At 64.4% G+C, this 21,328-nt stretch carries 26 protein-coding genes; 10 read left to right on the top strand and 16 right to left on the bottom strand.

All coding sequences use genetic code 11. The features are described 5' to 3' along the window. Positions 1-69: 69 nt before the first annotated feature. Entirely contained in the window at positions 70-894 is an 825-nt protein-coding gene (locus J5474_RS13165) for a DUF6473 family protein (RefSeq protein WP_209361383.1), read from the bottom strand. A 157-nt stretch (positions 895-1,051) separates the two neighbouring features. Between J5474_RS13165 and J5474_RS13160 the strand changes: the two genes are divergently transcribed. Then, positions 1,052-1,927, top strand: a complete 876-nt coding sequence (locus tag J5474_RS13160; protein ID WP_209361382.1) for a 3-hydroxybutyryl-CoA dehydrogenase — start codon at positions 1,052-1,054, stop codon at positions 1,925-1,927. 169 nt (positions 1,928-2,096) lie between these two features. On the opposite strand, the gene J5474_RS13155 is transcribed toward J5474_RS13160, so the two are convergent. From J5474_RS13155 to J5474_RS13125, 7 genes are read right to left on the bottom strand one after another with little or no spacing between them, the layout of a single operon-like run. After that, complete coding sequence (locus J5474_RS13155; protein WP_209361381.1) at positions 2,097-2,975, bottom strand: lysophospholipid acyltransferase family protein; 879 nt, start codon at positions 2,973-2,975, stop codon at positions 2,097-2,099. Positions 2,976-3,009: 34 nt separating this feature from the next. Next, positions 3,010-3,288: an HPr family phosphocarrier protein gene (locus tag J5474_RS13150; protein ID WP_209361380.1), complete on the bottom strand. Its 279-nt coding sequence runs from the start codon at positions 3,286-3,288 to the stop codon at positions 3,010-3,012. A gap of 28 nt (positions 3,289-3,316) precedes the next feature. After that, positions 3,317-3,715 carry a PTS sugar transporter subunit IIA gene (locus J5474_RS13145; protein ID WP_209361379.1) on the bottom strand — a complete coding sequence of 133 codons (399 nt, stop codon included), beginning with the start codon at positions 3,713-3,715 and terminating at the stop codon, positions 3,317-3,319. Then, positions 3,712-4,638, bottom strand: coding sequence for an RNase adapter RapZ (rapZ, locus tag J5474_RS13140; RefSeq protein ID WP_209361378.1), 927 nt, complete (start codon positions 4,636-4,638; stop codon positions 3,712-3,714). Before rapZ ends, J5474_RS13145 begins: the two co-directional genes overlap by 4 nt. Before the next feature lies 1 nt (position 4,639). Then, positions 4,640-5,065, bottom strand: coding sequence for an HPr kinase/phosphorylase (locus J5474_RS13135; protein WP_209361377.1), 426 nt, complete (start codon positions 5,063-5,065; stop codon positions 4,640-4,642). A gap of 7 nt (positions 5,066-5,072) precedes the next feature. Next, positions 5,073-6,800, bottom strand: coding sequence for a sensor histidine kinase (locus J5474_RS13130; RefSeq protein WP_209361376.1), 1,728 nt, complete (start codon positions 6,798-6,800; stop codon positions 5,073-5,075). Between the two features lie 3 nt (positions 6,801-6,803). Continuing rightward, positions 6,804-7,505 (bottom strand): response regulator transcription factor, encoded by a 702-nt coding sequence (locus tag J5474_RS13125; protein ID WP_209361375.1) that lies wholly within the window; start codon positions 7,503-7,505, stop codon positions 6,804-6,806. Between the two features lie 347 nt (positions 7,506-7,852). On the opposite strand from J5474_RS13125, the gene J5474_RS13120 reads away from it, so the two are divergent. The 3 genes from J5474_RS13120 to J5474_RS13110 all read left to right on the top strand — a co-directional run bounded on the left by J5474_RS13120 (position 7,853) and on the right by J5474_RS13110 (position 10,415). Continuing rightward, positions 7,853-9,451: a phosphoenolpyruvate carboxykinase gene (locus tag J5474_RS13120; protein WP_209361374.1), complete on the top strand. Its 1,599-nt coding sequence runs from the start codon at positions 7,853-7,855 to the stop codon at positions 9,449-9,451. Positions 9,452-9,592: 141 nt separating this feature from the next. Next, on the top strand, positions 9,593-10,120 hold the full coding sequence (locus J5474_RS13115; protein WP_209361373.1) for a DUF3859 domain-containing protein: 528 nt from the start codon (positions 9,593-9,595) through the stop codon (positions 10,118-10,120). Positions 10,121-10,136: 16 nt separating this feature from the next. Then, a complete protein-coding gene (locus J5474_RS13110; protein WP_209361372.1) occupies positions 10,137-10,415 on the top strand; it encodes a c-type cytochrome in 279 nt (92 codons plus the stop codon). 53 nt (positions 10,416-10,468) lie between these two features. On the opposite strand, the gene J5474_RS13105 is transcribed toward J5474_RS13110, so the two are convergent. The 5 genes from J5474_RS13105 to pobA all read right to left on the bottom strand — a co-directional run bounded on the left by J5474_RS13105 (position 10,469) and on the right by pobA (position 14,489). Then, on the bottom strand, positions 10,469-11,299 hold the full coding sequence (locus tag J5474_RS13105) for a 3-oxoadipate:acetyl-CoA acetyltransferase (protein ID WP_209361371.1): 831 nt from the start codon (positions 11,297-11,299) through the stop codon (positions 10,469-10,471). A 163-nt stretch (positions 11,300-11,462) separates the two neighbouring features. Next, positions 11,463-12,089: a protocatechuate 3,4-dioxygenase subunit alpha gene (gene pcaG / locus J5474_RS13100; protein ID WP_209361590.1), complete on the bottom strand. Its 627-nt coding sequence runs from the start codon at positions 12,087-12,089 to the stop codon at positions 11,463-11,465. Between the two features lie 23 nt (positions 12,090-12,112). After that, a complete protein-coding gene (gene pcaH / locus J5474_RS13095; protein WP_209361370.1) occupies positions 12,113-12,835 on the bottom strand; it encodes a protocatechuate 3,4-dioxygenase subunit beta in 723 nt (240 codons plus the stop codon). Positions 12,836-12,859: 24 nt separating this feature from the next. Next, on the bottom strand, positions 12,860-13,252 hold the full coding sequence (gene pcaC, locus J5474_RS13090) for a 4-carboxymuconolactone decarboxylase (RefSeq protein WP_209361369.1): 393 nt from the start codon (positions 13,250-13,252) through the stop codon (positions 12,860-12,862). 58 nt (positions 13,253-13,310) lie between these two features. Further along, positions 13,311-14,489 carry a 4-hydroxybenzoate 3-monooxygenase gene (pobA, locus tag J5474_RS13085; protein ID WP_209361368.1) on the bottom strand — a complete coding sequence of 393 codons (1,179 nt, stop codon included), beginning with the start codon at positions 14,487-14,489 and terminating at the stop codon, positions 13,311-13,313. Positions 14,490-14,570: 81 nt separating this feature from the next. Between pobA and pcaQ the strand changes: the two genes are divergently transcribed. From pcaQ to J5474_RS13060, 5 genes are all read left to right on the top strand, one after another. Beyond that, positions 14,571-15,476, top strand: coding sequence for a pca operon transcription factor PcaQ (gene pcaQ / locus J5474_RS13080; protein ID WP_209361367.1), 906 nt, complete (start codon positions 14,571-14,573; stop codon positions 15,474-15,476). A gap of 199 nt (positions 15,477-15,675) precedes the next feature. Next, a complete protein-coding gene (locus tag J5474_RS13075) occupies positions 15,676-16,176 on the top strand; it encodes a type III secretion system chaperone family protein (protein WP_209361366.1) in 501 nt (166 codons plus the stop codon). A gap of 197 nt (positions 16,177-16,373) precedes the next feature. Next, positions 16,374-17,375 (top strand): sensor histidine kinase, encoded by a 1,002-nt coding sequence (locus tag J5474_RS13070; RefSeq protein ID WP_209361365.1) that lies wholly within the window; start codon positions 16,374-16,376, stop codon positions 17,373-17,375. Positions 17,376-17,450: 75 nt separating this feature from the next. Continuing rightward, positions 17,451-18,266: a pyrroline-5-carboxylate reductase gene (gene proC, locus J5474_RS13065; RefSeq protein ID WP_209361364.1), complete on the top strand. Its 816-nt coding sequence runs from the start codon at positions 17,451-17,453 to the stop codon at positions 18,264-18,266. Then, entirely contained in the window at positions 18,259-18,597 is a 339-nt protein-coding gene (locus J5474_RS13060) for a tRNA-binding protein (protein ID WP_209361363.1), read from the top strand. The genes proC and J5474_RS13060 overlap by 8 nt, the downstream gene beginning before the upstream one ends. A 7-nt stretch (positions 18,598-18,604) precedes the next feature. Here J5474_RS13060 and J5474_RS13055 read toward each other — a convergent pair whose 3' ends face one another. Further along, entirely contained in the window at positions 18,605-18,859 is a 255-nt protein-coding gene (locus tag J5474_RS13055) for a hypothetical protein (protein ID WP_209361362.1), read from the bottom strand. 123 nt (positions 18,860-18,982) lie between these two features. Here J5474_RS13055 and J5474_RS13050 point away from each other — a divergent pair, with 123 nt between their 5' ends. Beyond that, a complete protein-coding gene (locus J5474_RS13050) occupies positions 18,983-20,101 on the top strand; it encodes a beta-ketoacyl-ACP synthase III (RefSeq protein ID WP_209361361.1) in 1,119 nt (372 codons plus the stop codon). A gap of 40 nt (positions 20,102-20,141) precedes the next feature. Here J5474_RS13050 and J5474_RS13045 read toward each other — a convergent pair whose 3' ends face one another. Further along, the gene (locus J5474_RS13045) at positions 20,142-20,609 is read right to left on the bottom strand and encodes a GNAT family N-acetyltransferase (protein ID WP_245216448.1); all 468 of its coding nucleotides are present in this window, start codon (positions 20,607-20,609) and stop codon (positions 20,142-20,144) included. Further along, entirely contained in the window at positions 20,606-21,184 is a 579-nt protein-coding gene (locus J5474_RS13040; RefSeq protein ID WP_209361360.1) for a thymidine kinase, read from the bottom strand. The genes J5474_RS13045 and J5474_RS13040 overlap by 4 nt, the downstream gene beginning before the upstream one ends. Positions 21,185-21,328 lie beyond the last annotated feature (144 nt).

The raw sequence follows: 21,328 nt of genomic DNA, 5'->3' as shown, positions 1-21,328 counted from the left end.
GACGGATCCCGGTCTGGATCAACGAAAGGCCCGCCTCGCGCGGGCCTTTTCGCATTCTCCGGGACGGGATCAGATCATCTTCTGCAACAAGGGCTCCAGCCGGTTCGCCGCCTCCGCATGGGCCAGCGGTCCCTGGAGTTCGGCCGCCGCGCAGCTTTCGAGGTCGGAATAGACCATGCCCATGGTCCCCTCCAGCCGCGCCATGTCGGAGGCAACCTGCACAACCACGTCGCTCACCCGCGGGCGCAGCGTGTCGATCATGTCGCGCGTCACGAACAGGGGATCGTGGCCCAGGTCGAAAACGTCCTCCTCCGGCACCGGGCACTCGGAGAACCACAGCAGGATGACCTTCCCCCTGATTTGGGTCAGGATGTTCTTCATCCGCGCGATCCACGCCTGCCGCAATTCGTCCACCACGTTGGCAAAGCGTTCCGGCGAAACTTCCAGCAACTTCCCCAGCATGTGCCGGACAAAGTGGAATTCTGTGAAATCCACTTCGGGATAAAGCTCCTCAAGCCGTTCGGACGCCCTCAGGAAACGGTCGTTGCGACGCGGATGGACCGCGTAGTAGCGGTTCGACATGTTCTGCGCGCCCATGACCTGGACCACCTTGGCGCGCGCCTGCATCACGCTGTCCAGCACCGACGGATCGTTCAGATACAGATCGACCCCGGCATTCACCACGCCGAAGTTCACGCAGACAACCCCCAGCCGTTGCTCCAGCAAGTGCGGAAACGGTGCCTCGATAAATCGCCCATAGGTCTCCGTCGAACCGAGAAACGCGATAAAACGCCCCTCCAGGGATCGTTTTGGCCCGCGAAACTGGACACGCGAATTGCCATATCGGCACGGATAATACTCCAGGGTCGCCAGACCCCCGCCATGTACGGACATGACACCACCCCTTTTCTTTCACCCGAGGAGGAGAATCACCCAAACCATTTGCCATTTCGCTAATGTTAAAATGCACCACGACCCCGATGCGCCCCGGCCCCTTGCAGCCGGGGCGCGCCCGGCCCTATGGTGCCCGCGAACAGACAAGGGGCGTGCAATGGAAATCAAGTCGGTCGGGGTCATCGGCGCAGGTCAGATGGGCAACGGGATAGCGCATGTGATGGCCCTTGCAGGCTATGACGTACGGCTGAACGACGTCCGTCAGGAAGCGCTGGATCAGGCCGTCGCCCTCATCACCCGCAACCTCGATCGGCAGGTCAGCCGCGAGAAGATCAGCGCCCACGAGCGCGACACCGCGCTCGCCCGGATCAAGACAACTCTCGACATTTCCGCAGTGGGCGAAACCGATCTGGTGGTCGAAGCGGCCACCGAACGCGAAGACGTGAAGCACAAGATCTTCGAATCGCTCGGCCCTCACCTGCGCCCGAACACGATCCTGACTTCGAACACCTCCTCCATCTCGATCACGCGGCTGGCGTCGCGGACCGATCGACCGGAAAAGTTCATGGGCTTTCACTTCATGAACCCGGTCCCCGTCATGCAGCTGGTGGAACTGATCCGCGGCATTGCCACCGATCAACCCACCTACCAGGCCTGCCTTACCGTGGTGAACCGGTTGGGCAAGACCGCTGCCAGCGCCGAAGACTTCCCCGCCTTCATTGTCAACCGCATCCTGATCCCGATGATCAACGAGGCGGTCTACACGCTTTACGAAGGCGTGGGGAACGTCAAGTCCATCGACATGGCAATGAAGCTTGGTGCCAACCACCCGATGGGGCCGCTGGAACTGGCAGATTTCATCGGACTGGACACCTGCCTCGCCATCATGAACGTGCTGCACGACGGGCTCGCGGATACCAAATACCGCCCCTGCCCGCTGCTGACGAAATACGTCGAGGCCGGCTGGCTTGGGCGCAAGACCCAGCGCGGCTTTTACGACTACCGTGGCGACGAACCGGTACCGACACGCTAAGGACCTTGACGCAATCAGGGACGGCACGCCGGGTCATGGCCTCCCGGCCCCTGCTTCTTCTCGGCAAAAATACCCCTGAGGGGTCCGGGGGTGACCCCCCGGTACGCGGGCGCTGCCCGCGCCGGTCGTCGCGGGGCGAAAACTCCTCGCCGTCTCGCTGAAATGCCGGTCAGGTGCCCTGCAATGCCAGCGTCCGTTCGCGCAGCCAGGCCACGAACTCGCGTTGTCCCCCGGAAAAGGCTCGCAGCTCCTCCGGCGGGATCGCCGCACCCACCACCGGCTTTTGCGCCCGACCGCAAGCGTGGATCACCTCATGGATCAACAGACCCTGCCGCAGCGTCGGTGACAGTCGGTTGGCGATCTGGTAGGCGCGCGAATTCTGCCCGGGAAAATAGATCGGCACCACGGTCGCCCCCGATCGCTGCACCATCTTCGCCGTAAACGGGTTCCACACCTGCTCCACCGCAGGGCCCCACCACCCCTCCGAAGAGGCCACCGCGCCCGAGGGGAACAGCGCGATTACACCGCCCGCCTTCAGATGATCCATGGCCCGGGCCCGCATGTTCAGCGACTGCGCCCGCGAGTCGGGCTCATGCGGAAAGGGCACCGGGATCATGAAGGGATCGATTTCCTTTACGCCGGTCAGCAACGAACGCGTCAGGATCTTGTAGTCGGTCCGCACGCGGCCGATCAGCTCAGCCAGCACCATACCGTCGACCAGACCATGCGGGTGGTTCGCCACCACGATCACAGGGCCATCCTGCGGAATGTTGGCGATCTGGTCCAACGGAGTCTGCAGCTCGATGCCCATGACATCCAGCGCCTGCCCCCAAAAGGCCTGCCCCTCGACGTAGCCCAGCGCCTCGAAACGTCGGACGAGCCGAAGCAGAGGCAGCTTCCCGGTCACCCATTCCATGGCACGAATGGTGTTCGCCTTCCACGGGTTCGTGAAGGTATTGGCGTAACTGACCTTGCGCTTGTCATAGGGGTCAGAGCCGGTGCTCACCGGCCCGGCGTCGATCCCTGTCGCCTGGGTACTGTCCACCATCCGCCCAAACTGTCCCGTGCTAGTCGCCCGGCTGTCAGTAGCCCTCGCCGAAACGGTCGCCCACGAGGGCTTCGATCGCGTCGGCGAGCGCCTCGGCATCCGGGCCCGAGGTTTGAACCTCAATAGTTGTTCCCTTGGCCGCTGCCAACATCAAAAGCCCCATGATGCTGTCGCCGCTCGCGGAGAGGCCGTCGCGCGACACCTCGCAGCGCGCATCGAATCCTTCCGCCACCTCGACCAGTTTCGCCGAGGCGCGGGCGTGCAGGCCCTTCTCGTTGATGATCTTCAGATTCCTGCGAACGGACTCGGTCATGGCGTTTCCCTGCTGTCGCTGACGTGCTTCAGACCGGATCGGCCGACACGTTTCTGCTGTCGATATACTTTCGCCCCGCCTCCAACGCGGTCCGGACCGCGTCACCGACGGGCATGTGGCGGCTCTTCGCCAGTTTGATCAGCATCGGCAGGTTCGCCCCATAAAGAATGCGGCGGTCGTCAGGACGGCAGGCATTCAACGACAGGTTGGACGGCGACCCGCCGAACATGTCGGTCACGACGACAACGCCCTGCCCCTGATCTACGGCGTCGGCCGCCTCCATGATTTCCGCCTGTTTCATCGGGCGGTCACAATCTGCCTCTATGGATATCGCGGCCATGCCCGGCTGCTGGCCCACCACGTGTTCCACCGCGGCCAGGTATTCGCGGGCCAGCCCGCCGTGCGCGACGATCACGATTCCGATCACCCGGCTTTCCTTCCACCAAGATCGCCGCCACGGCCCAATTCGGGTGCTGCGGTGCGGCGTTCCAATTCCCGGTGCCGAATAGACACGCGCCAGCCCTCGCGTGCAAGAGCACCTGCAATGCTTTCTGTCACGGCAACCGATCTGTGTTTGCCGCCGGTGCAGCCAAAACCGATGGTGAAGTGTGCCTTCCCTTCCTCCAAGCAAGCCGGAAGCATGAGCAGGATCAGGTCTTGCACCTGCTTCAGAAAGGCCGCGTGGCGCGGGTCTCCTGCCACATAGGCGGCCACTTCCGCATCGTGTCCCGTGTGCGGCCGCAGTTCTGGCTGCCAGTGCGGATTACGCAGGAACCGGCAGTCCAGCACAATGTCCAATCCCTGCGGTAGTCCTCGCTTGTAGGAAAAACTCTGCACAGAGACGGCCATGCCCTGATCGGTCACGGAGCCGAACCACCCCTCCAACTCCCCGCGCAAATCGTGCACCGTCAACTCACTGGTATCAATCAGGATATCGACGCGGGCCCGCAGGTCTTCGAGCACGGCCAGTTCGCGTCCGATGCCGTCGGACGCGGTTTCGTCCGGGGCCAGCGGATGCCGGCGCCGGGTTTCCGAGTAGCGCCGCATCAGGACTTCGGTCGAGCAATCGAGGTACAGCACCTCTGCGAGGCAGTCCCCGGCGTTCAGCGTTTCACGCAGTTCCAGCAATCCACCAACGCTGAAATCCCGGTTACGTACATCAATACCCAGCGCGATGGGCCGACCCGGCATGGCGCCGTCGTCCATCAGGCGCGGGATGAAACTTAGCGGGATGTTATCAATCGCCTCGAAACCGAGATCCTCCAACACGTTGATCGCGGTCGAACGCCCGGCCCCCGAAGGCCCGGTCACCAGTACGATACGTGTCTTGTCTCGATCCGACTCGCCCATCTCACTCTCTTCTTCCCGCCATTAGATATTGCCTCAGGCTGGCGGCAAAATAGGGGCACGCGATCTTGTGAAGCAAAGGGAAGTCTAGACCAAGGACGTTTCGCATTCGTGTAGGAGGAAGCCGCTCGCTCTCCTCCCGGTCGAGGTCGAGAACGGCGCAAAGCGGCGCATCGGTGCAGGCCGCGTTCAGCAGTCCCAGGCCGCGCGCTTCGATCAAGCCGCGAATCGCATCCGGCGCCCGCAGGATGATCCGCGCTCCCCTCAGATGCAGCTCGGTCCGGTCGTCGGCCACCAGCGTGGCCCCCATCGCCATCAGTTGCAGCGCCAAAGAGGATTTCCCTGCCCCCGCCCGGCCACAGATAAGCAACCCCCGCCCCGCCAGTTCGACAGCGGTCGCATGCACGGTCTCACTGGCGGCGTCGCACATGACAGGCTCAGATCGGCAGGCCGACGACGAACCGCGCGCCAAGCGGTTCCGACGTGACATCGGCCTCTGTCGGGCGGATGTTCTCCGCCCAGATCACGCCGCCGTGAGCCTCGACAATCTGTTTCGAAATGGCGAGGCCAAGTCCGGAGTTGTTGCCGAAATCCTGTTGCGGGCGCGACGTGTAGAACCGCTTGAAGATCTTCTCCAGTGCTTCCTCGGGGATGCCGGGGCCGGTATCCTCGACCACCACCAGCACCCGATTGTCCCGCCGGCGCGCCCAGACGCGGATCGCGTCGCCGTCCTCGCAGAAGGAAATCGCGTTGGTGATCAGGTTGACAAAGACCTGCGCCAGCCGCGCCTCCAGCCCGTTGATGAGGATCGGCCTCTTTGGCAGGTCGGAGATGAATTCGATCCCCTTTGCCCGTGCGTCCTCGCCGAGGAATTCCGACAGGTTTCCGATCATCTTCAGCAGATCGAATTCCTGTTCTTCCTCCTTCACCAGCTCGGAATCGAGCCGCGAGGCATTCGAGATGTCGCTCACCAGCCGGTCCAGTCGGCGTACGTCGTGCTCGATCACGTCCAACAGCTTGTGGCGGTGTTCGTCCTTCTTGACCATGCGCATCGACCCCACCGCAGAGCGCAGGCTCGCCAGCGGGTTCTTGATCTCATGTGCCACGTCGGCGGCGAATTGTTCGTTCGCATCGATGCGGTCGTAGAGTGCCGCCACCATGCCGCGCAGCGCGCCCGAAAGGCGCCCGATCTCGTCGGGACGCGCGGTCAGGTCGGGGATACGGATGCGCCCCATGTTCTTGTGCTTGCGGTCGCGGTCGCGGCCGATCTCCGCCGCGTCGGCGAGATCGGAAATCGGATTCGCGATGGTCGAGGCCAGCACGAGGCTGAGTCCGATGGACACCAGCGTGGCGATGATGAACATCTGCAGCACGCGCTCGCGTTCGTTCCTGACGGCGGCATCGATCTCCGCCGCCGAAGACGCCAGTGCCACGGTGCCGAGGATCGTGTCGCCCAGCCGGATGGGGGAAAAGGCATAGAACACCGTCTCGCCCTTGCCGCCACCCTGTACGACGCGTGTCAGTGCGGGGTCGCCGCTCTCGATCTCGCGCCGCAGGCGGTCCTCCAGCACAAGGTCGGGCTCGTCCGCAAAATAGGTGAACAGCCCCGCCACGCCCTGCCAAAGCCCGTTGAGGAAATCCGAAATCAGTGTCGGCTCTTCCTGCTCAGCCTTGAGCGGGATGATCGGGGCGATACGGCCCGCGCCCTCCCCGACAAGGAAGGTCGCGCTGTCGAAAACCATGACCTGCAGGCCCTCCCGCAGGTCGAGCGCGTCCAGCACGGGGGCGACGTCCGGTCCGTCCGCACTGCCCAGAACGGTACCGCCCGTGGCGCCCTGCGCCACAAGCCCCGCCTCGAACACGTCGGCGATCAGTTCGACCTCCGACTGCAGGGCGTTCACCCGCTGGATGGCCAGCGTGTCGCGCGAGGAGTTCAACCAAAGGACCCCCGCCACCAGCACGTTCAACGCGATCAGGTTGAACGTGATGATCTTGCGGGTCAGGGGGGAGCGGTTGAGCGTGAAAAGACCGCGCTGCGCGCGTGTGTCGCGCAACTCCTTTTCGACCGTGCTGTCCGGGGCGACCCAATCGTCCCCCAGCACCACGTCGGCATCCCGTCTGTTGTCATCGTCCCCACGCATGGAGATCCGTTCGGCCAGGGCCATCTATCACTCTTCGTTGTACCGGTAACCGATACCGTAAAGCGTTTCGATGGCGGAGAAGTCGGGATCGACGGCGCGCATCTTCTTGCGCAAGCGCTTGATGTGGCTGTCGATGGTACGGTCGTCGACGTAGACCTGATCGTCATAGGCCACGTCCATCAGCTGATCCCGCGACTTCACGAAGCCGGGGCGCTGTGCCAGCGCCTGCAGCAGCAGGAATTCCGTTACGGTCAGCGATACATCCATGCCCTTCCACGTCACGGCGTGGCGCAGCGGATCCATGGTCAGCGACCCGCGGGTCATCAGTTTCGTTTCTTCGGTTTCACCCACCACGTCGCCGGCCACCGCTTCCTGACGGCGCAAAAGCGCGCGGATGCGTTCCACCAGCAGGCGCTGGCTGAACGGCTTCTTGACGTAGTCGTCCGCGCCCATGCGCAGACCGAGAACCTCGTCGATCTCGTCATCCTTCGAGGTCAGGAAAATCACCGGCATCTTCGACTTCTGACGGACCCGCTGCAGCAGGTCCATGCCGTCCATGCGCGGCATCTTGATGTCGAACACAGCCATATCGGGCATCTTCTTGTTGAAGGCATCCAGCGCGGCCTGGCCGTCGTTGTACGTCTCGACCTCGAAACCCTCGGCTTCGAGAGTCATCGAAACCGACGTCAGGATATTCCTGTCATCGTCCACTAGGGCGATCTTAGACATTTTTGTGTCCTTATGCTGCTCTGCTACCTGTTTTTTTCCATCATTATCAGCGAAATCCCGCCTTCCGGCAATGCTTAACTGCGAATCGGCAACGGGACTGCCCAAGATGGGACGCGAATTTGACAAAGGAATGGCTAAAATGTCCCACTCCTTTTGCATAGGATTTTGGACAATCCGGCGGCACCCCGCCGACCGGTGCCGATGGTATCGCTAAAGCCGAAGTTGGTTGCGCTAACGTCCAAATGCGCTCTGTTCCCGCAGGAAAACAGCATGCTAAGTCAGCGAATACCGACGCATACCGCGACGCAACTTTCTTTCGTCAGCAAGGCTGCAACAGGAGCATTAAGATGACATTCGGACGGGTAAACCCCCAGTTCAAGCTCGAGGATCAAGGGATCGAAGGGCTCGGCAATGTCTATTACAACCTCATGGAGCCCGCGCTGATCGAAGCCGCGCTCAAACGTGGCGAGGGCACGCTTGGCAAGGGCGGCGCCTTCCTCGTGACGACAGGCAAGTACACCGGACGGTCGCCGAAGGACAAATTCATCGTGCGCACCCCGTCGGTCGAGGACTCGATCTGGTGGGAGAACAACGCCCCGATGGAGCCCGACGCCTTCGACCTGCTGCACGCCGACATGCTCGAACACATGAAGGGACGCGACTACTACGTGCAGGATCTCACCGGCGGCGCGGATCCGGCGAATGCCATCGACGTGCGTGTGGTCTCCGAACTGGCGTGGCACAACCTGTTCATCCGCCACATGCTGCGCCGTCCCGACCGCGAGGACCTCGACAGCTTCACCGCGGATTTCACCATCATCAACTGCCCCAGCTTCAAGGCCGACCCGGCCAAACACGGGTGCCGTAGCGAGACCGTGATCGCGCTGAACTTCGAGAAGAAGCTCATCCTGATCGGCGACACCGAGTACGCCGGCGAAAACAAGAAATCGGTCTTCACGCTGCTGAACTACATCCTGCCGGGCAAGGGCATCATGGCGATGCACTGTTCCGCCAACCACGCGCCGAACAATCCGGTGGACACTGCCGTCTTCTTCGGCCTGTCGGGCACCGGCAAGACGACCCTTTCGGCGGATCCGGAGCGTGTCCTGATCGGCGATGACGAACACGGCTGGTCCGATCGCGGCACCTTCAACTTCGAGGGCGGCTGCTACGCCAAGACGATCAATCTCTCCCCCGAGGCGGAACCGGAAATCTACGCCACGACAGAGAAGTTCGGCACCGTGATCGAGAACATGGTTTTTGACCCGGACACCTTCAACCTCGACTACGAGGACGACAGCCTGACGGCCAACATGCGCTGCGCCTATCCGCTGCATTATATTTCGAATGCATCGAAGACCGCGCTTGGCGGCCATCCGAAGAACATCATCATGCTGACCTGCGATGCTTTCGGCGTGCTGCCGCCCATCGCCCGGCTGACGCCCGCGCAGGCGATGTACCACTTCCTGTCGGGATTCACCTCGAAGGTCGCGGGGACCGAACGCGGCATCACCGAACCGCAACCGACCTTCTCCACCTGCTTTGGCGCGCCTTTCATGCCGCGTCGCCCGGAGGCCTACGGCAACCTGCTGCGTGACAAGATCGCCAAGCACGGCGCGACCTGCTGGCTGGTCAACACCGGCTGGACCGGCGGCGCCTATGGTACCGGCAGCCGGATGCCGATCAAAGCGACCCGCGCCCTGCTCCACGCTGCGCTGAACGGCTCGCTGAACACCGCGCAGTTCCGCAAGGACCCGAATTTTGGTTTCGAAGTGCCGGTCCACGTCGAGGGCGTGCCTGACATGCTGCTCGACCCCAAGAAGACATGGGACGACAAGGCCGCCTACGACGCCCAGGCAGACAGACTGGTCGGCATGTTCGCCGAGAACTTCGCGCAATACGTCCCCTACATCGATGACGACGTGAAGGCCGCAGCCATCGGCTGAACCCGGCGCGTAGACGTCTGATCAAAGGCCCCCTGTCCGGGGGCCTTTGTGCATTGTGCTCCCCCCGGGTGCGGCAATACCGCCTCCCGCGCTGGCCCGGACCGTGATAGAACGGCGGCGGCAACTGTCAGGAGTCTCACAATGCTTCGGAGAATTCTTGCACTCTTTCTGTTCGCCGCACCCGCTCTGGCGGATGTCGACGGCGACATACCCGCCCGGCTCGTCGAATTCGGCGTGATCTGCGACCTCGACCCGACCGACCGGCGCCCGGAACCCGGCACTGTTTCGGGCGTGCTGAACCTCGTCACCCAGTCGGCACCCTTCGACGTGCCCTCCACGCAGGTCCCGGCCGAAATCGGCCTCAGCTTTGGCATCCGGGCGAAACTGGCCCCCGACGCGCCACCCGGCGATTACCGCATGGTCGTGACCCATCCGCCCATGGGTCCGCAGGGGCAGGTGCTGGAAACCTGGAGTGCGGGCCTAATTCCCGGCGACCCGGCGCTGAACCTCTTTACCTTCGAGGAAGGGTGGGAACTGATCGAGGGGCCGTGGCGCTTCCAACTGGTGCTGGACGATCGCGTGCTGCTGCAGCAGGACTTCACCGTGACCCCCAAGGGCACCGTCCCCGCCGTGCAGAAGACCTGCAACGGCGACCTCATCATGTCCTGAAAGGATCGGAGCGTCGATGCGCCCCACCCTGACCGCCCTGCTGCTCCTGACCAATGCCGCCGCGGCGCAGGCGATTGCCGCCGATCCCGAGCAGGGCGCCGCGCTTTATGCCCGCGCCTGCGCCCGCTGCCACGGAGCGGAGGCGCAGGGCGGTCGCAAGGGACCGGCCATTCCGCCGGGCACGACGCTGGAGGCGCTGGGGACGGCGCATGCCGACAAACGCATCGGCGCCGGACTGTCCGACGCCGACCGCGCGGCGGTCATCGAATACATCGACGGCCTTACGCAGCCTTGAAGGCCCCGTCGAACGCGGCTCAGGCGGCGCGGAGGTCCGTGTCTTCGCGCGCCTTAAGCGCCGCGGAGGCCCAGCATCTCGCGCGCCTGCTGCCAGGTCGCAACCGGACGCTCGTATTTCTCGCAAAGCCGGACCGCACGCTCCACCAGCGCCGCGTTCGACGGGGCCAGCGTGTCGCGGTCGATGCGGATGTTGTCCTCGAGCCCCGTGCGCGTGTGGCCCCCGGCGGCGATGCACCATTCGTTAACCTCGATCTGGTGCCGCCCGATGCCCGCCGCGCACCACTCCGCGTCCGGCGCCAGACGTTTCACCGTCTCGATGTAGTAGTCGAACACGTTGCGGTCGCAGGGCATGGCGTTCTTCACGCCCATGACGAACTGCACATAGAGCTTGCCCGGAATGCGCCCGTCGCGGTTCATTTCCGCGGCCTTGAAGATGTGGCTGAGGTCAAAGGCCTCGATCTCCGGCTTCACCTCGTAGGTGCGCATTTCGGAGGCCAACCAGTCCACCAGATCCGGCGGGTTCTCGTAGACGCGGGTCGGGAAGTTGTTCGACCCCACCGACAGCGACGCCATGTCCGGGCGCAGAGACAGCATCCCGCCCCGCGCCTGCCCCGCGCCGGACCGTCCGCCGGTCGACAGCTGGATGATCATGCCCGGACAATGCTTTTGCACGCCCTCCGTCAGCCGCGCGAATTTCTCCGGGTCGGAGGTCGGCGTCTCGTCGGGATTGCGGACATGGGCGTGCATGATCGTCGCCCCGGCCTCGAATGCCGCCTGCGTGCTTTCGACCTGCTCCTCGATGGAGATCGGCACCGCAGGGTTGTCCTTCTTGGTCGGAACCGAACCGGTGATCGCGACGCAGATGATGCAGGGTTTTGTCATGTGATTTCGGTCCTCCGGGCAACGCGCGGGGCGGAGCATAACCCGCCCTCCGCGACAGGCCAAGGCGGGCACGGACACCCGCCTTGACGGTTTGTTCATAAAGGGATGACCGTGCGTCAGGAGTTGTCAGCTGACAATTTCTCCCGATCGCACGGTCGCCGGGTCAGATATCGAAGAAGATCGTCTCGTTTTCGCCCTGCAGGTGGATGTCGAAACGGTAGGCGCCGCCCTCCTTCTTTGCCAGCAGGGTGGGCACGCGGCTCTGGTGTTCGATCCGGGTCAGGATCGGGTCCTCGGCGTTTGCAGCTTCTTCGTCGGCGAAATACATCCGGGTGTGCAGCCCGAGGTTGATGCCCCGCGCCACGATCCAGAAGGTGACGTGCGGCGCCTGCGGGCGGCCGTCAGGCGCGGGCACGCGGCCCGGCTTCACCGTCTCGAAGGTGAACTCCCCGGTGGTCATGTCGCCCGGCGAGCGTCCCCAGCCGGCGAAGCCTTCGGCCCCGCCGCGACCGGCGAATTTCCCCGCCGCATCGGCCTGCCAGACCTCGATCAGCGCATCCTTCAGCGCGTTGCCCGCGCCGTCGATCACGCGGCCCTTGATGGTGATGCGCTCGCCGTCGGGGTTGCCGGTGATCATCCGGGTGCCGAGGTCCTCGGGGTAGACGCCCTCGATGCCGAGGAAGTTCGGCGTGCAGCCGATATGGACGTAGGGCCCGGCGGTCTGGGAGGGGCTCTCCTTGAACCGCTCGCCCAATGGGTTTGACGGTGGGTTGGACAGCGGGTTGCCCATCGAAGGTGTCAGGGGTGCGGCCATCACATGCCCTCCATGCGGTTCTCGAACATCGTCTGGCGGCGGCCGCGCAGCGTGATGTCGAAGCGGTAGCACAGCGCGTCCATCGGGATCGAACCCGCGCGGTCGAGCCGCGCCACCAGGGTTTCGATCGCCTCGCGCGTCGGGATGGTGCCGACGATGGGGCACTGCCAGATCATCGGGTCGCCCTCGAAGTACATCTGGGTGATCAGCCGCTGCGCAAAGCCATGGCCGAAGACCGAAACGTGGATATGCGCCGGGCGCCAGTCGTCGGGGCCGTTGGGCCAGGGATAGGGGCCGGGCTTCACGGTGCGGAACTCGTAGAAGCCGTTCTCGTCGGTGATGCAGCGCCCGCAGCCGCCGAAGTTCGGGTCGAGCGGCGCGAGATAGCCTTCCTTCTTGTGACGATAGCGGCCGCCCGCGTTCGCCTGCCAGACCTCCAGAAGGCAATGCGGCACCGGGCGACCGAACTCGTCGCGCACCCGTCCCTGCACGAGAATGCGCGGCCCGATGGCCATTTCGCCGGGGGCGGCGAAGTTGGTGATCAGGTCGTTGTCCTTCGCGCCCAGCATGTCGTGGCCGAAGACCGGGCCGGTCTCCTCCGACAGCGATGTGGCCGCGCCGATCGGCGCGAAGCGGGGCGATCGCGCCACGCTGGTCTTGTAGAGCGGGGTCAGCGCCGGCGGGTGCCAGGCGCGGTCCCTCGCGGTGAATCCATTGGTCATTCGGGGCTCCTCCTCAGGGGCGTCTCAGGGGTGCGCGTTTCCCTGGTCTTCCATCTCGGCGAATGTCTTCTTGGCCAGCTTGAAGGCGTGGTTAGCCTTCGGCACGCCAGCGTAGACCGCGACGTGCATGAAGGCCTGCGCCACGTCCTCCTGCGTGGCGCCGGTGCGCGCGGTGGCGCGGATGTGCATGGGGATCTCCTCGAAGTTGCCGGTGGCCGCCAGCAGGGCCAGCGTCAGCATCGAGCGTTCCCGGTCGGAGATCGCGTCGGAGGCCCAGCAGTTGCCCCAGGCGGTTTCGGTGATCATTTCCTGAAACGGCTGGTCGAAGGGCGTCTTCGCCGCCTCTGCCCGGTCCACGTGGGCGTCGCCCAGCACGCGGCGGCGCACGGTCATGCCGGTGTCGTAACGATTGGTCATCTGTCCTCCCTCTGGGGCGAATTTTCCGGGAAAATTCGGCCCCCCCATTCAGTCCCGTTCAGTATGGCAGGCCGACGTAGTTGACGGCCATGGTCTTTTGCGCGCTCTCGATGCTGGCGAGGTGCTCGATCTCGGCGCGCTGGATGCGCAGTTCGTAGGGGTCGGTGTCGGGGAAACGGTGCAGGAGCTTTGTCATCCACCAGCTGAACCGCTGCGTCTTCCAGACTCGCGCCAGCGCGCGTTCGGAGTAGTTGCCAAGCGCGTCCATGTCGCGCTCCTGATACCGCGCCTTCAGCGCCTCGAACAGATAGTGGATGTCCGAGGCGGCCGTGTTCAACCCCTTCGCCCCGGTGGGCGGCACGATATGCGCGCTGTCGCCCGCAAGGAAAAGTCGCCCGTATTGCATCGGTTCGCAGACGAAGCCGCGCAGCGGCGCGATGCTCTTTTCGATGCTCGGCCCCGTCTCCATCGCTTCGGCGATGCGGCTGGGGATACGGCGCTTCAACTCCGCCCAGAAGGCATCGTCGGACCAGTCCTCCGGGCGATCGGTCAGCGGCGCCTGGACGTAGTAGCGGCTCAGGTCTTCGCGCCGCATGGAGCACAACGCAAAGCCGCGTTCGGAGTTGGCGTAGATCAATTCGTGGTGCGCGGGCTTCGTTTCCGACAGGATGCCCAGCCAGCCGAAGGGGTAGACCCGCTCGAATTCCCGGCGTTTGGCAGCAGGGATCGCCTGCCGCGAGGGGCCGTGGAAGCCGTCGCAGCCCGCGATGTAGTCGCAGGTGATGGTTTTGCGCTCGCCCTGATGCAGGAAGCTGACCGTGGCGGGTTCGTCTCCGTTCAGCGCGGCGTTGCCGATCTCGACCTCGTCGACCTCGAAGAGCGTCTTGCCCTCTGTTTCGTCCCGCGCGGCGTAAAGGTCGCGCGTCACTTCCGTCTGGCCGTAGACCATGACGGAGCTGCCCGTGTGCTTGCGGAAATCGACGCGGACTTCCATGTCCTCAAAGGAAATCACCGTGCCATCATGGGGATAGCCCTCGGTGTCCATGCGGGTCTTGACCTTTGCCTCGTCCAGCAGGTCGATAAAGCCCTGCTCCAGCACCCCCGCCCGGATCCGGCTGAGGACGTGGTCGCGGGTGCGGCGTTCCAGAACGATCGCGTCGATGCCCGCCTGCTGACAAAGTTGGCCCAGCAGCAGACCCGACGGACCGCCACCGATGATACAAATCTGGGTTTTCATGATCTGTCTCCCTTGAAGCAGGAGTAAGGATGAACGAAACGGACTTGTAAATTGACGTTTCATGCGATTTTGTTTCCTTAAATGATAACAAACCGCATCAAACTGCGCCATCTGGAGGCACTGACCGCGATTGCCCGGCAGGGCAGCCTGCGCGCCGCCTGCGAGCAGTTGCACCTGTCCCCGCCCGCCCTGTCGAAAACGCTGAAGGAACTGGAGGAAACGCTGGGCACCACGCTGATGCACCGCGACCGGGGCGGCATCCGCATGACGCCGGAGGGTGCGCTGTTCCTGCGTTTCGCCAACCAGAGCCTTGCCGCACTGCACCGGGGCGTCGAGGGGCTTACCGAACTGCGCGAAGGCGGCGCCGAGACGCTGCGCGTCGGTGCCCTGCCATCGGTGGCCGCACGTCTCATGCCCCAGGCGGTGGCGACCTTTCGGAAGGTGGCGCCCGACACCCGGTTGATGCTGCGCGACGGGGCGCACGGGGCGCTGACGGCGGCGCTGCGCGCGGGGCAACTGGACATGGTGGTGGGGCGCATGGGGGTGCCCGCCGCGATGCAGGGCCTGTCCTTCACCCAGCTTTATGTCGAACAGGTGGTCTGTGTCAGCCGCGCGGGGCACCCGCTGGCGCAGGCGCCCATGCTCGACCATATCGGCGACTGGCCCGTGCTCTACCCCCCGGAGGACGCTGCGATCCGGCCTCTGGTCGACGGCTGGTGCCTGTCGAACGGATTGCAGCCCTTCCCCGACCGGATCGACTGCGTGTCCGGCGCATTCGGGCGCAACTACCTGCCGGTATCCGACGCGGTCTGGTTCATCTCCGAAGGCGTGGTGGCGCAGGATCTGTCCGAAGGGCGGCTGACGGCGCTGGCCATCGACCTCGATCTGACGGCCGGGCCGGTCGGGCTGATGACCCGCCCGGAGGCGACCACGACGCGAAGCCAGCAACTATTCGAGCAATCCCTGCGTGTGGCCCTTGAATCTTAACCAGAATCCCGGCGGCGAATCGCTCATATCCACAACTTATTGAAAGTGTCACGCAACATTTCGCTTTACGGCGAATCATTCGGCAGGCACGATATGTTGTAAGGGCGCGGGACAGGCGCCGCAGCCCTAGAGCAAAGCACGAGTGCTGGGGCGACGCTTCGAGTCCCACGCTAATAACGATAACAGACGAGGTGGCGGCATGGCCCTGAGCGAGCACGACCTGACGGACGACCTGCACCCGATCGACGTCGTCGAAAACATCGCCAATTACTACGACTGGGAATTCGACCGCGTCACCGATGACCAGATCGCCATGGCGGTCGATGGCCAGTGGCGCAATTATTCCATCACCCTCGCATGGTCGCATTCCGACGAAACCCTGCGCCTGATCTGCACCTTCGAGATGGACCCGCCCGACGACCGGCTGGCGGTGCTCCACGACGGGCTCAACCGCGTAAATGACCAGTGCTGGGCCGGTGCCTTCAGCTACTGGGCGGAGCAGAAGCTCATGGTCTACAAGTACGGGCTGATGCTGGCGGGCGGCAATATCGCCTCCGCCGAGCAGATCGACACCATGATCACCGCCGCCGTGCTGTCCGCCGAACGCTACTACCCGGCGTTCCAATTGATGTGCTGGACCGACAAGACCGCCAGGGAAGCGCTCCAGGTCGCCATCGCGGAAGCCTACGGCCACGCATGATCGCCCGATCAGGGCGCTTCGCTTGACCCTTGCCGGGAGCGACTTAAGTTGGAAGCCGCAAGTCAAGTTTGACCTTGTGACAGTTGACCTGTTTCCGTGCGGCTTCCTGTTTCGTTTGATGTAAACAATGTTAAGATGAAGTCGGGGCCGCTCGGCGACGGTGGTTCAACCCAGCGCTGTAGGGAGGAATGCCGAACATGCACGACACTGCCAATCCCACCGGGCCGACGGGTTCGATCGACGGCGGTATCGGGGATGTATTCGATAGCCTCGACACTGCAGCGTGCATTATCGAGCGCCTTCAGGACCGCAGCGACGGGCTGCGCGATTATCGCTATATAGCGATGAATCCCGCCATGTGCATCCTGTTCGGCGTCGACGACCTGACCGGCCAGACCATCCGCGACAACTTTCCCGACGAGGTGGAGGACTGGTACGACAGTTACGACCGCGTGCTGGCCACCGGCATCCCGATGCGGTTTGAACGCGCGACAGAGCCGCAGGACAAGATCCTGGAAATGGCCATCACGCGCCTGCCGAATGCCGATCGGCTGCTGATCGTCATGCAGAACATCACCCACCGTCACCGCGATGCGCAGGCGCTGCAGGCCGAGGTAGACCGGCAGCGCCTGCTATCCCGGGAGCTGAACCACCGGGTGAAGAACCTGTTCTCGATGATCCTCGCGATCACCTCGCAAAGCTTGCGCAAGCTGACCGATCAGGGTCCCGTGCAGGCGCTTCTGGGACGGCTCAGGACCATGAGCGCGGCGAACGACATCCTGCTGCGACGCGACTGGCAGGCGGCGCATGTACTCGACATCGCACGCACCGTTGCGGGCGAGGTCGGCGCGGGCGAGCGGCTGGACCTGAACGGCCCGGACATCCTGATCGACGCCCAGCCCGCGCTGAGCCTGACGATGTTCCTGCACGAACTGGGGACCAACGCGCTGAAGTACGGCGCGCTGTCGACGCAGTCCGGTCGGGTCGACCTGTCCTGGGTGCAGGAGGACGGCCGCATGGACCTGCGATGGATCGAAACCGGTGGCCCGGCCGCCACGGCGCCGACGCGGCGCGGCTTCGGCTCTCAGCTGGTTTCCATGGGGATCTGCCCCGATTGCAGCGTCGAAGTCGACTACGCCGAAACCGGACTCCGAGTGCACCTGTCTGCCGCGCTGTCGGAACTGCGCCGACAGGACTGACAGAGCCGATTGCACCCGCCCTGCGGCATGCGCTAGGCCTGTGGCCACAGCAAGCAACGTCGCGGAGGCCCCCACATGGAAGACGGAATTCTCGCCCGGAAGGGTTTAGTCCTGCTGGGCTGCGGCAAGATGGGATCCGCCATGCTGGAAGGCTGGCTTGCGCGCGGGTTGCCCGCCGGGTCGGTCTGGGTGACGGACCCGAACCCCTCCGACTGGCTGTCGGGTCAGGGTGTGCACCTGAACGCCGCGCTGCCGGCCGATCCCGCCATCGTGCTGGTCGCGGTGAAACCGCAGATGATGGCGGAGGCCCTGCCCGGCCTGAGGGCGCAGGGGAACGGGTCGACCGTGTTCCTGTCCGTCGCAGCGGGCATCTCCATCGCCACCTACGAGGCCCTGCTGGGGGCGGAGACCCCCGTGATCCGGGCCATGCCCAACACGCCTGCCGCCGTGGGACAGGGCATCACCGCCATCATCGGCAACGCCCGCGCCACTGCCGAGCATCTGCAAATGGCGGAGGCGCTGCTGTCCGCCGTCGGCCAGGTGGTCCGGCTTGAGGACGAGGCGCAGATGGACGCGGTCACGGGGCTGTCCGGCTCCGGCCCGGCCTATGTGTTCCACATGATCGAATGCATGGCCGCCGCAGGAGAGGCACAGGGTCTCGCGCCCGACCTTGCCATGGCGCTGGCAAAGGCCACCGTCGCGGGAGCGGGGGCGCTGGCGATGCAAGCGCCGGACGATCCGGCGCAGCTGCGCCGCAACGTGACCTCTCCGAACGGAACAACACAGGCGGGGCTGGAAGTGCTGATGGACGCAACCAACGGCTTGCCGCCGCTCATCGCGGCAACGGTGAAGGCCGCGGCGGATCGGTCGCGGGAGCTGGCCAATGGATGAAATCAGCTACGACGACTTCCTGAAGGTGGATATCCGGCTTGGCACCGTGGTGCGGGCCGAACCCTTCCCCGAGGCGCGCAAGCCCGCAATCAAGGTCTGGATAGATTTCGGTCCGGAGATCGGAGAGCGCAAGTCCTCCGCTCAGATCACACAGCACTACACGCCCGACGCGCTAATCGGGAAGCGCGTCATGGCGGTGGTGAACTTCCCGCCCCGCCAGATCGGACCCGTCCGGTCCGAGGTACTGGTGCTGGGTGTGCACGACGCAAACGGCTTCGTCACCCTCGTGGCGCCGGACCACTCCGCGCCGGATGGCGCGCGGCTGTCCTAAGCCCGGCTCAGACCGGGCTGTTGTGGCGCGCCACCGTGTCGGACGGGATGGGCGCGTCGCGCCGATAGCTCCACGTCGGGTCGGATTTCTTGATCCGGGCGGATACGGCCTTTCCCACCGGCCATGCCGTAACGAGGCCCAGCACCCCGGCCGCGACAAAAGCCCACCAGCTGTACCAGCCGAAAACAAAGAAGACGACAAGCGCGGCACCTGCGATACTGGCACCGGCCATATGGGCCATGAAGAAGGACAGACGGTACATGGAACGCTCCTGCGGGTTGCAACCTTGGGGAGGAAACGCGGCGGACCGTCAGGGGTTCCGCCACGCGCCGGGTTGACTCGGCAGGCCCCTTGGCGATTCTGACCGCTCAACGGAGGTAACGCCATGCATCAGCCCGCCATCACCGGCCACGGAGTCTTTACCCCGTCGCAGACGATCACCAACGATGAGCTGGTCGCGGCTTTCAACGCCTATGCCGACAACTGGAACGCGGAACGCGCCGCCGAGATCGCGGGCGGCGATCTGGAACCGATGCCGCATTCCTCGTCAGGCTTCATCCTCAATGCCTCCGGGATCGAGCAGCGCCATGTGCTGGACAAGGACGGCGTTCTGGACCCTACGCGGATGTATCCCCGGCTGCCCGCACGCGAAGACGACGCGCCCTCTTACATGGCGGAAATGGCGGTCGATGCCTGCACCAGGGCGCTGGAGATGGCAGGGCTGGAGGCCTCCGGCATCGACCTCGTGATCTGCGCGGCCTCGAACCACGAACGCGCCTACCCGGCGATCGCGATCGAGATCCAGCAGTTGCTGGGCTGTGCGGGCTTCGGGTTCGACATGAACGTGGCGTGTTCCTCCGCCACATTCGGCATTCAGGCGGCGGCGGACATGATCCGGTCGGGATCGGTGCGGCGCGCGCTGGTGGTCTGCCCGGAGATCTGCTCGGGCCACCTCGAATGGCGGGACCGGGATTGTCATTTCATCTTTGGCGACGTTTGCACGGCGCTGGTTCTGGAACGCGCCGAGGACGCGCAAGGCGCGCGGTTCGACATCGTGTCGACGCGCTGCGCCACGCAGTATTCCAACAATATCCGCAATAACAACGGGTTCCTGCGGCGCACCCATGACCAGATGGACGACCGGCGCGACATGCAGTTCATGCAGAACGGGCGCAAGGTCTTCAAGGAAGTGCTGCCGCTCGTGTCCTCCCATATCGCGGACCACATGGCGGCGGAAAAGTGGGAGGCCGACGGGCTGAAACGGCTGTGGCTGCATCAGGCCAACAAGACGATGAACGATTTCATCGGCAAGAAGGTGCTGGGCCGCGAGCCCGAAGAGGGCGAGCAGCCCAACATCCTGCAGGACTACGCGAACACCTCGTCCGCCGGGTCGATCATCGCCTTTTCCAAGCATTCGGACGACCTGAAGCCGGGCGACCGGGGGGTGATCTGTTCCTTCGGGGCGGGGTATTCGGTGGGCTCGGTTCTGGTGGAACGGGCATGACCCTCTTCTCCTGACCCGCTTTTCCTGACCTGCCGTGCCGTCAGGGCGCGCGCAGGGTCTTTTCGTAGAAAACCCGGTCGAAACCATCCTCGGTCCGCCGACCGACTTCCGAGTATCCAAGGTGTGGATATATGGCGAGGTTCTCCGTCATCTTCGCGTTGGTATAGAGAGTGACCTTCGCCAGTCCGAGGCGCGCGGCCTGCGTTTCCACATGCGCGATCAACGCCCGACCAAGGCCCTGGCCCGTGGCCTCCGGCGCGACGGCCAGCGTCTCAAGGTGCATGGCATCGCCGTCGGGGTAGCAAACCACCGCCCCCAGCACCGTTCCCGTTTCCAGCACCTGCAGCGCGCCCGCCACGATCTGCGCCGCGATGTCGGCGTCCATCGGCGCGGGGCGGCGGCCGATGCGGGGGATGTAACGGGCATAGGCCGCTTCGGTGATCTCGCGGACGCGGGGCGCATCGGCGGGCGTTGCGGGACGGATCGACAGATCGCCCCGGCGCATCATCGCCCGACTTCCTCGCGCCAGTGGCGGCGGCAGAGCGAAACGTAGGTCTCGTTCCCCCCGACCTGCACCTGCGCGCCATCCATCAGCGCGTGGCCGTCCGGCCCGCGCCGGATCACCATGGTGGCGTTGCGCCCGCAATGGCAGATGGTGCGGACCTCGCGCATCACGTCGGCAATCGCCAGCAGCGCCGCAGATCCGGGGAAAAGCTCTCCCCGGAAATCCACCCGCAGCCCGTAGGCCATCACCGGCACGTTCAGGTCATCCACCACGCGGGCCAGTTGCCAGACCTGCTCTGCGGTCATGAACTGCGCCTCGTCGAGGAATATGCAGGCCACAGGACCGCACGCCAGTCGCGCCTCGATCATGGCATACAGATCGGTGGTGTCGCCGAACACGTCAGCCTCGCGCGCGAGGCCGATACGCGAGCCGATCCGCCCCCTGCCTGCGCGGTCGTCAAAGGCCGCGATCAACAGGTAGGTTTCCATCCCGCGTTCGTTGTAGTTGTGTGCCGCCTGCAATAGGAGAGTCGACTTGCCGGCGTTCATTGTGGAGTAGTGGAAGTGCAGCTTGGCCATGACGTGCTTTTGCGCCACCCGACAGCCAAGGGCAAGATGCAGCGCAGGCATCCGGGATCGAGAAGCGCCGCAAGTGCTCCCCTCGACCTTGACCGCCGTTGACAAATCAAGGATTTTGCGATGACCGGGCGAAGATCGGGAACG

Source organism: Sagittula salina, assembly GCF_017813235.1.
GTDB lineage: Bacteria > Pseudomonadota > Alphaproteobacteria > Rhodobacterales > Rhodobacteraceae > Sagittula > Sagittula salina.
Note: the sequence above shows the minus strand (reverse complement) of the source record. Positions and strands in the feature narration are given on the sequence as shown.

Excerpts from the sequence above, each read along its gene's own strand:
- J5474_RS13165 (WP_209361383.1), bottom strand. The coding sequence starts at position 894 with ATGTCCGTACATGGCGGGGGTCTGGCGACCCTGGAGTATTATCCGTGC.
- J5474_RS13160 (WP_209361382.1), top strand. The coding sequence starts at position 1,052 with ATGGAAATCAAGTCGGTCGGGGTCATCGGCGCAGGTCAGATGGGCAAC.
- J5474_RS13155 (WP_209361381.1), bottom strand. The coding sequence starts at position 2,975 with ATGGTGGACAGTACCCAGGCGACAGGGATCGACGCCGGGCCGGTGAGC.
- J5474_RS13150 (WP_209361380.1), bottom strand. The coding sequence starts at position 3,288 with ATGACCGAGTCCGTTCGCAGGAATCTGAAGATCATCAACGAGAAGGGC.
- rapZ (WP_209361378.1), bottom strand. The coding sequence starts at position 4,638 with ATGGGCGAGTCGGATCGAGACAAGACACGTATCGTACTGGTGACCGGG.
- J5474_RS13135 (WP_209361377.1), bottom strand. The coding sequence starts at position 5,065 with ATGTGCGACGCCGCCAGTGAGACCGTGCATGCGACCGCTGTCGAACTG.
- J5474_RS13130 (WP_209361376.1), bottom strand. The coding sequence starts at position 6,800 with ATGGCCCTGGCCGAACGGATCTCCATGCGTGGGGACGATGACAACAGA.
- J5474_RS13125 (WP_209361375.1), bottom strand. The coding sequence starts at position 7,505 with ATGTCTAAGATCGCCCTAGTGGACGATGACAGGAATATCCTGACGTCG.
- J5474_RS13120 (WP_209361374.1), top strand. The coding sequence starts at position 7,853 with ATGACATTCGGACGGGTAAACCCCCAGTTCAAGCTCGAGGATCAAGGG.
- J5474_RS13115 (WP_209361373.1), top strand. The coding sequence starts at position 9,593 with ATGCTTCGGAGAATTCTTGCACTCTTTCTGTTCGCCGCACCCGCTCTG.
- J5474_RS13110 (WP_209361372.1), top strand. The coding sequence starts at position 10,137 with ATGCGCCCCACCCTGACCGCCCTGCTGCTCCTGACCAATGCCGCCGCG.
- J5474_RS13105 (WP_209361371.1), bottom strand. The coding sequence starts at position 11,299 with ATGACAAAACCCTGCATCATCTGCGTCGCGATCACCGGTTCGGTTCCG.
- pcaG (WP_209361590.1), bottom strand. The coding sequence starts at position 12,089 with ATGGGCAACCCGCTGTCCAACCCACCGTCAAACCCATTGGGCGAGCGG.
- pcaH (WP_209361370.1), bottom strand. The coding sequence starts at position 12,835 with ATGACCAATGGATTCACCGCGAGGGACCGCGCCTGGCACCCGCCGGCG.
- pcaC (WP_209361369.1), bottom strand. The coding sequence starts at position 13,252 with ATGACCAATCGTTACGACACCGGCATGACCGTGCGCCGCCGCGTGCTG.
- pobA (WP_209361368.1), bottom strand. The coding sequence starts at position 14,489 with ATGAAAACCCAGATTTGTATCATCGGTGGCGGTCCGTCGGGTCTGCTG.
- pcaQ (WP_209361367.1), top strand. The coding sequence starts at position 14,571 with ATGATAACAAACCGCATCAAACTGCGCCATCTGGAGGCACTGACCGCG.
- J5474_RS13075 (WP_209361366.1), top strand. The coding sequence starts at position 15,676 with ATGGCCCTGAGCGAGCACGACCTGACGGACGACCTGCACCCGATCGAC.
- J5474_RS13070 (WP_209361365.1), top strand. The coding sequence starts at position 16,374 with ATGCACGACACTGCCAATCCCACCGGGCCGACGGGTTCGATCGACGGC.
- proC (WP_209361364.1), top strand. The coding sequence starts at position 17,451 with ATGGAAGACGGAATTCTCGCCCGGAAGGGTTTAGTCCTGCTGGGCTGC.
- J5474_RS13060 (WP_209361363.1), top strand. The coding sequence starts at position 18,259 with ATGGATGAAATCAGCTACGACGACTTCCTGAAGGTGGATATCCGGCTT.
- J5474_RS13055 (WP_209361362.1), bottom strand. The coding sequence starts at position 18,859 with ATGTACCGTCTGTCCTTCTTCATGGCCCATATGGCCGGTGCCAGTATC.
- J5474_RS13050 (WP_209361361.1), top strand. The coding sequence starts at position 18,983 with ATGCATCAGCCCGCCATCACCGGCCACGGAGTCTTTACCCCGTCGCAG.
- J5474_RS13045 (WP_245216448.1), bottom strand. The coding sequence starts at position 20,609 with ATGATGCGCCGGGGCGATCTGTCGATCCGTCCCGCAACGCCCGCCGAT.
- J5474_RS13040 (WP_209361360.1), bottom strand. The coding sequence starts at position 21,184 with ATGGCCAAGCTGCACTTCCACTACTCCACAATGAACGCCGGCAAGTCG.